This is a genomic window from Alkalibacterium putridalgicola (assembly GCF_040959045.1).
GTDB lineage: Bacteria > Bacillota > Bacilli > Lactobacillales > Carnobacteriaceae_A > Alkalibacterium > Alkalibacterium putridalgicola.
Genome location: NZ_CP162615.1, coordinates 185,084 through 199,886, shown reverse-complemented (window position 1 = coordinate 199,886; position 14,803 = coordinate 185,084). Strand labels below are relative to the sequence as shown.

Sequence of the window (14,803 nt, the reverse complement as noted above, 5' to 3'; positions counted from 1 at the left end):
CATCTTAAAAACATATTAATATAAAATAATTGGAGAAGAGGCTGGGACAGAAAAGTCCCAGCCTCTTTCCTACGTTTAGTCAAGTCACCGTGTTCTTCCAGTATTGGTTTAGCTACTAGTTCACACAGTTTTTCTTCAGGAAGTAGTCACAATATCGGTTTAGCGACCACTTCTTTCAGCTTTTCTTCAGGAAGTAGTCGCAATATCAGTTTAGTGACCAGTTCTTATAGTTTTTCTTCAGGAAGTAGTCGCAATATCGGTTTAGCGACCAGTTCTTACAGTTTTTCTTCAGGAAGTAGTCGCAATATCGGTTTAGCAACCATTTCTTACAGTTTTTCTTCAGGAAGTAGTCACAATATCGGTTTAGCGACCTGTTCATACAGTTTTTTCCCAGGAACTGGTCGCAATACGATGAGCCGATCATATCTCAGTATGTCTTACCTGTATATGATTACAAAACGGACACTGACTTTAACTGGAAGGCAGCCTCTCTCCAGAGGCTGCTCCACTAAAAAATCACTAACTGGATTTCTTTGCACTCAGCAATGTGATGGTGATCAGAATAAGTGCCATCCCAGTCAGTTGAATCATTGTGAGCGTATTTCCCAGAAACAGGAGACCAAATATCGAAGCAGTCACGGGTTCGATCATGGCAACCATCGAGGCTGTCGTCGGTGCTGTCTTTTGAAGACCGATCACATACACAGTAAACGAGAGACCGGCGCCAATAATACCAAGCAGGAGGAACCAGCCTGTATCACTGGATGATAAAACGCTGAATGCTTCCTCTCTGTCCATAAACAAAAATAAAACAAGAGAGAACGCAAGAAAGGCAGTTGTCAGCACCGCCGGCTGATTCCCGATAGACGATGCTTTTTTAAACCCGAATATAAACAGGGCATATGAAAGCCCCGCGCCGAGACCGGCTGCCGTCCCGATCAAACTCATGGAAAGCGACTCCAGATCATAAGCCCCCGTAAGCAATACGATACCTAAAAGAACCACAGCAATGCCTGCCCACTTATACCAATGCGACCGTTCGATCCTGAAGATGATCGATGTCACCAGGACGAATACGGGTGCCGTATACATCAGGGTCGCAGCTACCGGCACACTTGCCTGCTGGATACTGACAAAATATAATGTAAAGTTACCGGCTACACCCAGCCCTGCAAGAAGTGACCACAAGTAAAAAGATATAGAGGTCGTGATATTCTGTTTGAACCTTAATAAGAACCAGATAACAAAGCAAAGCCAACCGACAGCGCCTCTGTAAAATGAAACAGTGACCGGGCTCCAGCCTCTATCCATAAGAATATCAGCCAGTCCGCCGCTGATCCCCCATAGTATGGCAGCCAGAATCACCAGACTGATACCATCGTACTTTCTCATAATGACCCTCCAGGTACATTTAGATTAATCTATGTTATTTTTTTAGACTCTACTACTATTATGCCTGTGAAAATGAAAAACACAAAACAACAGGCCTCTTGAGAAAATGCGTTTTTACATAAAAAAAAGAGCCTGGAAGAAAACTTCCAGGCTCTTTCAGCTTAAATTGTTTAAACAGGATCGAAATTATTCGATAATGCTTGTTACAACTCCAGCGCCAACAGTACGTCCGCCTTCACGGATAGTGAATTTAGTACCGTCTTCAACAGCGATAGGAGCGATCAATGAAACTGTCATTTCTGTGTTGTCGCCAGGCATAACCATTTCTGTACCTTCTGGTAACTCGATAACACCAGTTACGTCAGTTGTACGGAAAAAGAATTGTGGACGATAGTTTGAGAAGAATGGAGTGTGACGTCCGCCCTCTTCTTTAGAAAGAACATAAACTTCAGCGTTGAACTTTGTGTGTGGTGTGATTGAACCTGGTTTAGCTAATACTTGTCCACGTTCGATATCGTCACGTGACATACCACGTAACAATGCACCAATGTTGTCGCCGGCTTCAGCGTAGTCTAACAGTTTACGGAACATTTCTACACCAGTAACAGTTGTTTTAGCAGTATCTTTGATACCGATAACTTCAACTTCGTCACCAACAGAAACTTTTCCGGATTCAACACGACCTGTTGCAACCGTACCACGACCAGTGATTGAGAATACGTCCTCAACTGGCATCATGAATGGTCTGTCAGCGTGACGTTCTGGAGCAGGAATGTAAGTGTCAACAGCTTCCATCAACTCAAGGATTTTCTCTTCGTAAGCTTCGTCGCCTTCAAGAGCTTTAAGAGCTGAACCAGCAACTACAGGAATGTCGTCGCCTGGGAAGTCGTATTCTGACAATAAGTCACGAACTTCCATTTCAACTAATTCTAGTAATTCTTCGTCGTCGACCATATCAACTTTGTTTAAGAAAACAACGATGTAAGGTACACCAACTTGACGAGATAACAGGATGTGCTCACGTGTTTGTGGCATTGGGCCGTCAGCAGCAGAAACTACTAAGATAGCTCCGTCCATTTGTGCAGCACCAGTGATCATGTTTTTAACGTAGTCCGCGTGACCTGGGCAGTCAACGTGTGCATAGTGACGAGTATCTGTTTCGTACTCTACGTGAGAAGTTGAAATCGTGATTCCACGTTCTTTTTCTTCTGCAGCACCGTCGATTTTGTCGTATGCTGTTGCTTCTGCAAAACCTTTTTTAGATAATACAGTAGTGATAGCAGCTGTTAAAGTTGTTTTACCATGGTCAACGTGTCCGATGGTACCAATGTTCATATGTTGTTTTGTACGGTCAAATTTTTGTTTAGCCATTTTAAACATTTCCTCCTTAGGGTTTTGTTCTAATTTTTTTTAAAATAGAAAGAGATTTTTCTATTCCTATTTTCACTCATTCATTATACCGATAGACCGGTATAAAATCAATATATATAGCAGAGGCACACTCAGACAAAACAGTCAGTTAAACTCTTCTGTATGAGTGCGGCTTTCAGGAATGAACCTGAATTAAGCTTCTCCACCATTTTTCTTGATGATTTCTTCAGCAATGCTCTTAGGCACTTGTTCGTAGTGGTCAAACTGCATCGTAAATGTTCCGCGACCTTGTGTTGCAGAACGTAATGACGTTGCATAACCGAACATTTCAGATAAAGGAATGAATCCTTTAACGATCACTGCGTTACCACGCTGAGTCGAACCTTCAATGTTTCCTCGACGAGCTGAGATGTGGCCCATGATATCACCCATGTAGTCTTCTGGAACTGTGATTTCTACAGCCATTAGAGGTTCAAGGATAACAGCACCAGCTTTTTTAGCGGCATTTTTAAGTGCCAGTGACGCAGCTACTTTAAACGCCGTCTCATTTGAGTCGACATCGTGGTATGATCCGTCATAAAGTTTCGCTTTAACGTCAACTAGTGGATAGCCCGCTAGGACACCATTGTCAAGTGACGCTTCCAAACCAGCTTTAACTGCTGGGATGTATTCACGAGGAACGACACCACCAACGATAGCATCTTCGAATTCAAAGCCTGCTCCTTCTTCGTTCGGTGTGAATTCGATCCATACGTGACCGTATTGACCTTTACCACCGGACTGACGAACGAACTTACCTTCAGATTCAACTTGTTTCGTGAATGTTTCACGGTAAGAAACTTGTGGTGCACCTACGTTAGCTTCAACCTTGAATTCACGTTTCATACGGTCAACGATGATATCCAAGTGCAATTCACCCATACCGGCAATGATAACTTCGCCAGTTTCGTGATCTGTTTCAGCACGGAACGTTGGGTCTTCTTCAGCAAGTTTCTGGAGAGCCAAGCCCATTTTATCCTGGTCAGCTTTCGATTTAGGCTCGATAGCAACTTGGATAACTGGTTCAGGGAATTCCATAGATTCTAAGATAACTGGATGTTCCAGGTCACACAAAGTGTCCCCTGTTGACGTATCTTTCAAACCAACTGCAGCAGCGATATCACCAGAGAATACTTCAGGGATCTCTTGACGAGAGTTCGCGTGCATTTGCAGGATACGTCCGACACGTTCACGAGAGTCTTTTGTTGCATTCAAGATATAAGAACCGGATTCCAGAGTACCTGAGTACACACGGAAGAATGTCAGACGACCAACATAAGGGTCTGTCATAACTTTAAAGGCTAAAGCGGCAAAGTGCTGATCGTCGCCGGCTTCAACTTTAATTTCAGCTTCCGGATTTCTTTGTTCGTGTCCAACAATGGCACGAACATCAAGTGGTGAAGGCAGATAGTCAACAACAGCATCAAGAAGTAATTGTACCCCTTTGTTTTTAAAAGCAGAACCAACAAGAACTGGGTAGAATTCTACGCTCAGTGTTGCTTGACGGATTCCATCTTTTAATTGCTTGTTAGTGATTTCTTCACCTTCAAGATATTGCATCATGAGCTCTTCGTCCATTTCTGCAACGCCTTCGACTAACTTAGTACGCCATTCATCAGCTAACTCTTTGTAGTCTTCAGGAATTTCCACTTCATTGATTTCAGTTCCCAAGTCGTTTCCGTACATGAAAGCTTTCATTTCAACTAAGTCGATAATACCTTTGAAGTCATCTTCTGCACCGATCGGTAATTGGATCGGATGAGCATTAGCCTGCAGACGGTCTTTCAATGTTTCATTTGAATGCAGGAAGTCTGCACCGATCTTGTCCATTTTGTTTACGAAAACAATACGAGGTACGCCATAAGTTGTTGCCTGACGCCATACTGTTTCAGTTTGCGGTTCTACACCAGACTGTGCGTCCAGTACAGCAACTGCACCATCTAATACACGGAGTGAACGTTCAACTTCAACTGTGAAGTCTACGTGTCCAGGTGTATCGATGATGTTTACGCGGTGGTCATTCCACTGAGCTGTTGTAGCAGCTGACGTGATCGTGATTCCACGTTCCTGTTCTTGCTCCATCCAGTCCATTTGTGACGCACCTTCGTGAGTTTCACCAATTTTATGGATTCGGCCAGTGTAATAAAGGATACGCTCGGTCGTTGTTGTTTTACCAGCATCGATATGAGCCATGATCCCGATATTACGCGTTTGTTTTAGAGGAAATTGTCTCTTGGCCACTAATCATTACACCTCTCTTAAATAAATTAACTTCATCCTTGTGATGAAGACGGATAATACATCAAAATGATCATCACTGACTTTCTATCTGATAGAAAGTCAGAAGGGATCATCTTACCAGCGGTAGTGAGCAAACGCTTTGTTTGCTTCAGCCATACGGTGGATTTCTTCACGTTTACGAACAGCAGCACCAGTGTTGTTGGCTGCGTCCATGATTTCTTTAGCTAAACGGTCGACCATGGTGTTTTCACCACGAAGACGTGCATAGTTAACTAACCAGCGTAACGCTAGAGTTGTACGACGGTCAGGACGTACTTCTACAGGTACTTGGTAGTTAGAACCTCCGACACGACGAGCTTTAACTTCTAATACAGGCATGATGTTCTTAAGTGCTTGTTCAAACACTTCGATTGGATCATTACCAGTCTGTTCTTTAATTTGATCAAATGCATCATACAAAATCGAAGATGCTTTCCCACGTTTACCGTCAACCATCAAGCGGTTGATCAAACGGGAAACCAATTTACTATTGTACATTGGATCTGGCAAGACATCACGTTTTGCAACAGGACCTTTACGAGGCATTCAAATTCCTCCTTCCGAGAGATATTAGTTTCATAGATTTTATTTTAATTGTTTGATTCAGTTTCGTTCAGCGATTAAACGCCTCACTTCACTTTTTTAATCCAGTTTCGTTCGGCAATTCACCGCTCCATTAACTTTTAAAGCCATTGCGCGGCTTTCAGCCTGCTCATTCAGGCTTTAAAGCGATAATGTCGGGTTGAATTAAACGCCTCACTACACTTTTTATATTATTTTGCGCGTTTTGTTCCGTATTTAGAACGGCTTTGCTTACGGTCAGATACTCCAGCAGTATCAAGAGCACCACGAACGATATGGTAACGTACACCCGGTAAGTCTTTAACTCGACCTCCACGGATAAGTACCACGCTGTGTTCTTGTAAGTTGTGTCCTTCACCCGGAATGTATGCAGTTACTTCGATCATGTTAGATAAACGAACACGAGCGTATTTACGTAACGCTGAGTTAGGTTTTTTAGGAGTCATTGTCCCAACACGTGTACATACACCACGTTTTTGTGGAGAGTATACCGTTGTCTGTTTACGTTTTTGAGTGTTGTAACCTTTGTTCAAAGCTGGTGATTCAGATTTACTTACTTTTGATTTACGAGGTTTACGGATCAATTGATTCATTGTAGGCATTTCATGTGTCCTCCCTTCATTTAAACTAAATTACTAGTGCGTTTCTAGACCCACACATCCAGGTGGTTCATTGAAAAGCAAAAAAGAATAATCGCATGAATGATGCGAAGTCTCAAGCTTTAATAAAACCCGAATATATGGCTAATTTTGGCTATTGTGCGCCAGTCAGAACGACTGTTAAATCTTACGAGCTAGATGAATCTAGAACAGGAATCTGTACACAAAAGCACCTATAGCATAGTACCACGTGTAAGAATTAGAGTCAATAGATTATCTGATAATTTTTTAAAAATAAACGGAAGTTCAGAGCAGCCTCAGCTGCTCTGTTTTCCATTCCTATCATTTATTACTGTTCAGTATTTTCTGTCTGCTTTTTTTCGTCATTGATACTATACACATTTTCGCTGACGACGCCTACTTTTTTGGGTTCCATGTCGTTATACACTTTCATACCTGTTCCGGCTGGAATAGATTTACCGATAATGACATTTTCTTTCAATCCAATCAGCGGATCGTTTTTCCCTCTGATAGCGGCATCTGTCAGGACACGTGTTGTTTCCTGGAACGATGCGGCAGATAAGAAACTGTTTGTTTCCAGTGATGCTTTTGTGATACCCAATAACACCGGACGTGCTGTTGCAGGAAGTCCACCTGTTACGAGCGTTTCTTTGTTTGCTTGTTTAAAGTCATCGACATCGATCAGGCTACCCGGCAGGATGCTGGTGTCACCTGGATCGAGAACACGTACTTTCTGAAGCATTTGACGAACCATAACTTCGATATGCTTATCGCCGATTTCTACCCCTTGAGAGCGGTAAGCGTATTGTACTTCTTTAAGCAGATAGTTCTGCAGTTTGATGACATCACTGACTGCAAGCAGCTGTTTCGGATCGATAGACCCTTCGTTAAAGGCATCCCCACGTTCGATGAAACTTCCTTCTTTGACACGCATACGTGCATTGATAGGAAGAGTATAGGTACGTGTATCTGTTGCACCTTTAACAGTGATTTCTTTGGTTCTTTCACCTGGTTTTTCATCGATGGCGATGATTTCCCCGGTTACTTCAGTAATGACAGCTTGTCCTTTCGGATGTCTGGCTTCGAATATTTCCTGTACACGTGGAAGACCCTGAGTGATATCGTCTCCGGCAACTCCCCCTGTATGGAAGGTACGCATGGTCAACTGAGTACCCGGTTCACCGATGGATTGAGCAGCGATCGTTCCAACTGCTTCCCCAACTTCGACTTCTCGTCCGGTAGCCAGGTTGCGACCATAACATTTCTTACATACGCCGTGTTTGGCATTACATGTAAAGGCTGAACGGATCGTGACTTGTTCAATACCTGAATCCACGATTTCTTTAGCCAAGTCTTCAGTGATCAGTTCGTTCTCAGAAACCATGACTTTTCCAGTTTCCGGATGCTTCACTGTCTTACGTGCATATCTTCCGATAATACGTTCGTCTAAAGGTTCGATGATTTCGTTTCCGTCTTTAATGGATTGAACGAGTAAACCACGTTTCGTGCCACAGTCCTCATTACGGATGATGACATCTTGTGCCACATCGACCAGACGACGAGTAAGGTACCCTGAGTCAGCTGTTTTAAGCGCCGTATCGGTCATTCCTTTACGGGCTCCGTGAGTGGAGATGAACATTTCCAGAACGGACAGACCTTCACGGAAGTTCGATGTGATCGGCAGTTCCATGATTCGTCCACTCGGTGCAGCCATCAAACCACGCATACCAGCCAGCTGGGTAAAGTTGGAGATGTTACCACGCGCTCCGGAATCACTCATCATGAAGATGTTGTTGTGATTATCCAGTGAGTTCATCAGGTGGTCCTGGATCGTGTCTTTCGTTTTCGTCCAGACTTCGATGACAGCAGTATAGCGCTCTTCTTCTGTAATCAGACCACGACGGTGTGATGCATTGATGCGGTCCACTTGTTTGTGTGCCTGTTCCAGGATCTCTTCTTTTTCTTTCAGATCGGAAATGTCGGCAATACCAACAGTGATCCCGGATTTTGTCGAATACTTGTATCCGAGGTTTTTCATCTTATCCAGCATTTTAGATGTTTCTGTCACCTGGAATCGTTTGAAGACTTCAGCAATGATATTACTCAAGTTTTTCTTCTTGAACGGTTCAACAAGCGGCATTTCACTGATATGTTTTCTGATATCTGTACCGTAAGGAACAAAATATTTGTCCGGAGTCTGTTTTTCAAGATTTTCCTGAGTCGGTTCATTCAAGTAAGGGAACTCTTCAGGCATGATCTCATTGAAAATCAGTTTTCCGACAGTCGTTATCAGGAAGTGCTGTTTCTGTTCATCTGTAAACGGCTTATTCGGTAAGGATGATACATGGACAGCTATACGTGAATGCAGGTGGACATATCCTGTCTGATAGGCCTGTACCGCTTCTGCGTTGCTTGAAAAGACCATACCTTCACCGATCTTGTCTTCCACTTCCATTGTCAGGTAGTAGTTACCTAAAACCATATCCTGAGAAGGAGTTACAACAGGTTTACCGTCTTTAGGATTCAGGATGTTCTGAGCACCAAGCATCAATATACGTGCTTCGGCCTGCGCTTCGTCACTTAACGGAACGTGAACAGCCATCTGGTCCCCATCAAAGTCGGCATTGTACGCTTCACAAACTAACGGGTGAAGACGGATCGCTTTACCTTCGACCAGGATCGGTTCAAAGGCCTGAATACCCAGTCTGTGCAATGTAGGGGCACGGTTTAGAAGGACCGGGTGCTCGCGGATGACATCCTGCAGGACAGCCCAGACTTCTTCGTCCATACGTTCTACTTTACGTTTGGCGTTTTTGATATTGTTGGCAATTTCTCTTGCGACCAGTTCGCGCATGACGAACGGTTTGAACAGTTCGATCGCCATTTCTTTCGGCAGACCACACTGATACATCTTCAAAGTCGGTCCAACGACGATAACGGAACGTCCGGAATAGTCGACACGTTTACCCAGTAAGTTCTGACGGAAACGTCCCTGTTTCCCTTTAAGCATGTGTGACAGTGATTTCAATGGACGGTTACCCGGTCCCGTCACTGCACGTCCGCGACGGCCGTTGTCGACTAAAGCATCGACAGCTTCCTGCAGCATACGTTTTTCGTTCTGAACGATGATATGCGGTGCATTCAAGTCCAGCAGACGTTTCAGACGGTTGTTACGATTGATCACGCGGCGGTACAAGTCATTCAAGTCACTTGTCGCGAAACGGCCACCTTCAAGTTGAACCATTGGTCGCAGTTCCGGCGGGATGATCGGCACAACGTCCATGACCATCCATGACGGATCGTTGCCTGAGTTTCTGAATGCTTCCAGAATATCCAGACGGCGGATCGCACGTGTACGTTTCTGACCTGTTGCAGACTGAAGCAGTTCTTTCAGTTCTTTGACTTCTTCATCAAGGTCGACATTGTTCAACAGAGACTTGATCGCTTCCGCACCGATGTCAGCCTGGAATTTGTTTCCATACTGCAGGCGACGCTCGCGGTATTCTCTTTCTGTCATCAATTGTTTCTTCTCTAATGGTGTGTCACCCGGATCAATGACCACGTAGGAAGCAAAATAGATGATTTCTTCCAGCGCACGCGGTGACATGTCCAGGATAAGACCCATTCGACTCGGGATTCCTTTGAAATACCAAATGTGTGTGACAGGCGCTGCCAGTTCCAAGTGTCCCATACGTTCACGACGTACTTTAGACTTGGTCACTTCAACGCCACAACGGTCACAGACGATACCTTTATAATGGACACGTTTGTACTTGCCGCACGCACATTCATAGTCTTTAGATGGCCCGAATATTCTTTCACAGAATAAGCCGTCTTTTTCTGGTTTCAGTGTTCGATAATTGATTGTTTCCGGTTTTTTAACTTCTCCGTAAGACCAACTGCGGATCTTATCAGGTGAAGCCAATCCGATCTGAATACTTTCAAATTTATTTACATCGATCAAAGGGGCTACCTCCCTTTTGTAGATTATGAAGCTGCCCTATTGCTTCACGTTTCTATTACTCTTTTTTACGTAGTTGACTGAGAGGCGGTTTAGTCACCGCGCTCTCGCCGATCTACTTTGTTTTATTCTTGTTCCTGCTCTTGTTCATCTTTTTCTGCCTGTTCTTCACGTGCTTCTTCTTCTTCAGCTTTCTTGCGCGCTTCTTCTGCACGTTTTTCATCCTGCTCTTTTTTCATTTTCTCTAAAGAGTCGATGTTTCCAAAGTCATCATCTTCATCTGAATCCTGAAGATCGATGGCTTCTTTATTGATATCCAGGACTTTCAGATCCAATCCTAATGACTGCAGCTCTTTAACAAGAACACGGAAGGATTCCGGTACACCCGGTTTAGGAATGGTTTCCCCTTTGACGATGGCTTCGTATGTTTTCACACGACCCACGACGTCATCTGATTTATAGGTCAGGATTTCCTGCAGGGTATATGCAGCACCGTAAGCTTCAAGTGCCCAAACTTCCATCTCACCGAAACGCTGTCCACCAAATTGTGCTTTACCACCAAGCGGCTGCTGCGTAACAAGTGAGTAAGGTCCAGTTGAACGTGCATGCAGTTTATCATCAACCATGTGGGCTAATTTAATATAGTACATGACACCAACGGATACTTTGTTGTCGAATTCTTCACCGGTACGGCCGTCAAAGAGAACAGTCTTGGCATCGTCGTCCATACCCGCTTCTTTGATCGTTTCCCAGACATCTTCATCTGAGGCCCCGTCAAATACCGGTGTGGCGATGTGGATGCCCAGCTGACGTGCAGCCATTCCCATGTGGAGTTCGATGACCTGACCGATATTCATACGTGACGGTACCCCTAGAGGGTTCAGCATAATATCGACCGGTGTGCCATCCGGCATGAACGGCATATCTTCTTCCGGAAGGATAAGTGAGACAACACCTTTGTTTCCGTGACGTCCGGCCAGCTTGTCACCGACGTTGATTTTACGTTTCTGAACGATAAAGACGCGGACAAGATAGTTGACGCCTGGAGACAGTTCATCTCCGGATTCACGGGTGAAGATCTTCACGTCATGAACGATACCGCCGCCGCCGTGTGGCACACGGAGTGACGTATCTCTGACTTCACGTGCTTTTTCACCAAAGATGGCATGCAGCAGTTTTTCTTCTGCAGAAAGTTCTGATACACCTTTTGGCGTGACTTTACCGACGAGGATGTCACCATCATGAACTTCAGCACCGATACGGATGATTCCGCGGTCGTCTAAGTTCTTAAGTGCATCGTCACCGACGTTCGGAAGTTCACGGGTAATTTCTTCAGGTCCCAGTTTTGTATCTCTGGCTTCTGATTCGTATTCTTCGATATGAATAGATGTGTAAACGTCATCTTTAACTAAACGCTCACTCATGATGATCGCATCTTCAAAGTTATAGCCGTCAAATGTCGTAAAGGCGATCAGCGGATTTTTACCGATGGCCATTTCTCCATTTTCCATAGATGGGCCATCTGCCAGGATATCTCCTTTTTCAACCACTTCTCCATGACGGACGAGTGAACGCTGATTGTAAGAGGTTCCCGCATTTGAACGTTTGAATTTAGCAACAAGGTATTTATCCAGTGCCCCGTCTTCACGTCTGACGCGAATCTCTTTCGCATCTACGTATTCAACAGTACCTGGGTGTTTAGCAATGACTGCAGCTCCGGAGTCGCGGGCAGCTGTGTGCTCGATACCCGTTCCGACAAGCGGTGCTTCCGGCTGGATCAATGGAACCGCCTGACGCTGCATGTTCGCACCCATCAAGGCACGGTTGGAGTCATCGTTTTCTAAGAAGGGAATACTTGCCGTTGCCACAGAAACAACCTGTTTCGGTGAAACATCCATGTAATCCACTTTTGATACTTCAAGCTCTTCGTTGTTATTTTTTGTTCGTGCCAATACCAGATCGTTCACGAAGGTACCATCTTCATTCAATGGTGCGTTTGCCTGAGCCACGACGTACAGATCCTCTTCGTCAGCTGTCAGGTATGCGATCTTATCGGTCACACGCCCTGTTTTCTTGTCTACTTTACGGTAAGGTGTTTCGATAAAGCCGAATTCGTTGATCTTCGCATAAGTGGACAAGCTGTTGATCAGCCCGATGTTGGGTCCCTCAGGCGTTTCGATCGGACACATACGTCCGTAGTGGGAGTAGTGAACGTCTCGTACTTCATAACCGGCACGGTCACGGGTCAGTCCACCAGGTCCCAAAGCAGACAGACGACGTTTATGCGTTAATTCGCCAAGCGGGTTGGTCTGATCCATGAACTGTGACAATTGGGATGAACCGAAGAATTCTTTGATCGACGCAACGACTGGACGGATATTGACCAGCTGCTGCGGTGTTGTAGTTGAGGTGTCTTGAATCGACATACGCTCACGTACAACACGTTCCATACGGGACAAACCGATACGGAACTGATTCTGAAGAAGTTCTCCGACAGAACGGATACGACGGTTACCTAAGTGGTCGATATCGTCTGTTTCGCCGATACCTTCCTGAAGGTTGAAGAAGTAACTCATCGATGCGATCATGTCTGCAGGGATGATGTACTTGACTTCTTTGTCAGGGTGTCCGTTACCGATAACGTGTACGATGCGGTCATTGTCCGCAGGAGAGTAAACTTTAACGATCTGCAGATCGATCGGTTCAGGTACGACACCGTCATCTGATGGCTGAAGCGTGATGCCGTTCAGTCCGTTATCAAGATGTGGACCTAATTCATCCATCACTTCACGCGTGACCAGTGTACCTTCTTTAGCTAACAGTTCGCCTGTTTCACCATCAACGAGGGATTCAGCCAATGTAAGTCCCATCAGACGGTTTTTCAAGTCGAGTTTTTTATTCATTTTATAACGACCGACGCGAGCGAGGTCGTAACGTTTAGGATCGAAGAAGCGTGTTGTCAGTAAGCTTCGGGAAGAATCAGCCGTTTTGGGCTCTCCCGGACGCAGACGTTCGTAGACATCTTTCAGCGCTTCTTCTACACGAGAATCAGAAATGTTTTTGTGCACGTCTTTCTCAAGCGTTGCAGCTAAACTTTCGTTAGATCCGAAGATATCTAAAATCTCATCGTCAGAACCGAAACCTAAGGCACGAACCAGAACACTTAAAGGAATCTTACGTGTACGGTCGATACGTACATTAGATAAGCCTTTAGAATCTGTTTCATATTCCAGCCATGCGCCACGGTTAGGAATGACGGTTGCTCCGAATCCTTCCATGCCGTTCTTTTCAACTTTCGGGCTGAAGTACACACCCGGCGAACGAACGAGCTGAGAAACGATAACACGTTCGGAACCGTTAATGATAAAGGTACCTTGTTCAGTCATTAATGGGAAGTCTCCAAAGAACACTTCCTGCTCTTTCACTTCACCTGTATCTTTAACGATCAAACGCAGTTTTACATATAAAGGCGCAGAATAGTTTGCGTCGTGCTGTCTTGCTTCGTCTACAGTGTATTTTGGTTCCTGGAACTGATAGTCGGTAAACTCCAGTGCCAGATTTCCAGAAAAGTCCTCAACAGGAGAGATATCTTTAAACATGTCCTTGAGTCCTTCTTCTAGGAACCAGTCATATGAATTAGTCTGAATTTCAATTAAGTTTGGAAGTTCTAATACTTCACTGATTCGTGAATAACTTCTACGTGTACGGTGCTTGCCGTATTTCACATTTTGGCCTGCCAACCTCTTCACCCCTCATTATTAATCACTAGTCGTCATACTCAAAAGCCATTGGTCCAGTCGGATAGTCGTCAACGTCGCTTTGTTACAATCGCGTAACAAATGTTAACATCCGATTAAGAAGTAGGGTTTTACCCTGTTTTAGACCAAAAAAAATACAAAAGATTAGTGAAAGATACAATCGTATTCATCACACATTCTTTTGTTTAGCTTCAGAAATCGCGTACGGACAATATTTCGCACGAATTTCATTTTCATACTTTGTTTAGCGTCTACTAAGTTTACAGTAAAGAGCTGACAAAGTCAAGGCTCTTTCCGGTGTTTTTTGTTATCTAAGAAGGATAGCAATCGGCAGCCGATTGCTTACATTATGAAGGACTCTCTTTATTCTGATCGGCCGATGATTTTACGCTCCTTTCCGCAGGTTTTATTGTTAAAAAATGAGCTGTATCGGTTTTTTGTGCCCTTCGTCTGCTTGTCGTTCGCGCGAAGGGCACACATACGCTGCTTTTGTGACCTCCAGATACCTGGCGTTCGTGCGAAGGGCACATATACGCTGCTTTTGTGACCTCCAGATACTTGGCGTTCGCGCGAAGGGCACATATCTGCCTCTTTTGTGACCTCCAGATACCTGGCGTTCGTGCGAAGGGCACATATACGCTGCTTTTGTGACCTCCAGATACTTGGCGTTCGTGCGAAGGGCACATATCTGCCTCTTTTGTGACCTCCAGACACTTGGCGTTCGTGTGAAGGGCACATATACGCTGCTTTTGTGACCTCCAGATACTTGGCGTTCGTGCGAAGGGCACATATCTGCCTCG

Annotated in this window: 7 protein-coding genes; all 7 read right to left on the bottom strand. The window is 44.7% G+C overall.

Annotation, left to right across the window (positions count from 1 at the left end; translation table 11 throughout):
- Nucleotides 1–519: 519 nt before the first annotated feature.
- Nucleotides 520–1,392 carry a DMT family transporter gene (locus AB4027_RS01020; RefSeq protein WP_368645622.1) on the bottom strand — a complete coding sequence of 291 codons (873 nt, stop codon included), beginning with the start codon at nt 1,390–1,392 and terminating at the stop codon, nt 520–522.
- A gap of 186 nt (nt 1,393–1,578) precedes the next feature.
- Nucleotides 1,579–2,763 (bottom strand): elongation factor Tu, encoded by a 1,185-nt coding sequence (tuf, locus tag AB4027_RS01015; protein ID WP_368645621.1) that lies wholly within the window; start codon nt 2,761–2,763, stop codon nt 1,579–1,581.
- Nucleotides 2,764–2,955: 192 nt separating this feature from the next.
- Nucleotides 2,956–5,043, bottom strand: coding sequence for an elongation factor G (gene fusA, locus AB4027_RS01010; protein WP_368645620.1), 2,088 nt, complete (start codon nt 5,041–5,043; stop codon nt 2,956–2,958).
- 114 nt (nt 5,044–5,157) lie between these two features.
- Nucleotides 5,158–5,628, bottom strand: a complete 471-nt coding sequence (rpsG, locus tag AB4027_RS01005; RefSeq protein ID WP_368645619.1) for a 30S ribosomal protein S7 — start codon at nt 5,626–5,628, stop codon at nt 5,158–5,160.
- 227 nt (nt 5,629–5,855) lie between these two features.
- Nucleotides 5,856–6,266, bottom strand: coding sequence for a 30S ribosomal protein S12 (gene rpsL / locus AB4027_RS01000; RefSeq protein WP_368645618.1), 411 nt, complete (start codon nt 6,264–6,266; stop codon nt 5,856–5,858).
- 346 nt (nt 6,267–6,612) lie between these two features.
- On the bottom strand, nt 6,613–10,248 hold the full coding sequence (gene rpoC / locus AB4027_RS00995; protein ID WP_091490063.1) for a DNA-directed RNA polymerase subunit beta': 3,636 nt from the start codon (nt 10,246–10,248) through the stop codon (nt 6,613–6,615).
- A 122-nt stretch (nt 10,249–10,370) separates the two neighbouring features.
- Nucleotides 10,371–13,994 (bottom strand): DNA-directed RNA polymerase subunit beta, encoded by a 3,624-nt coding sequence (locus AB4027_RS00990; RefSeq protein WP_368645617.1) that lies wholly within the window; start codon nt 13,992–13,994, stop codon nt 10,371–10,373.
- Between the last annotated feature and the right edge of the window lie 809 nt (nt 13,995–14,803).

What these genes read in the sequence shown, in the direction of transcription:
- tuf (WP_368645621.1), bottom strand. Translation starts at nt 2,763, where the DNA reads ATGGCTAAACAAAAATTTGACCGTACAAAACAACATATGAACATTGGT.
- AB4027_RS01020 (WP_368645622.1), bottom strand. Translation starts at nt 1,392, where the DNA reads ATGAGAAAGTACGATGGTATCAGTCTGGTGATTCTGGCTGCCATACTA.
- rpsG (WP_368645619.1), bottom strand. Translation starts at nt 5,628, where the DNA reads ATGCCTCGTAAAGGTCCTGTTGCAAAACGTGATGTCTTGCCAGATCCA.
- rpsL (WP_368645618.1), bottom strand. Translation starts at nt 6,266, where the DNA reads ATGCCTACAATGAATCAATTGATCCGTAAACCTCGTAAATCAAAAGTA.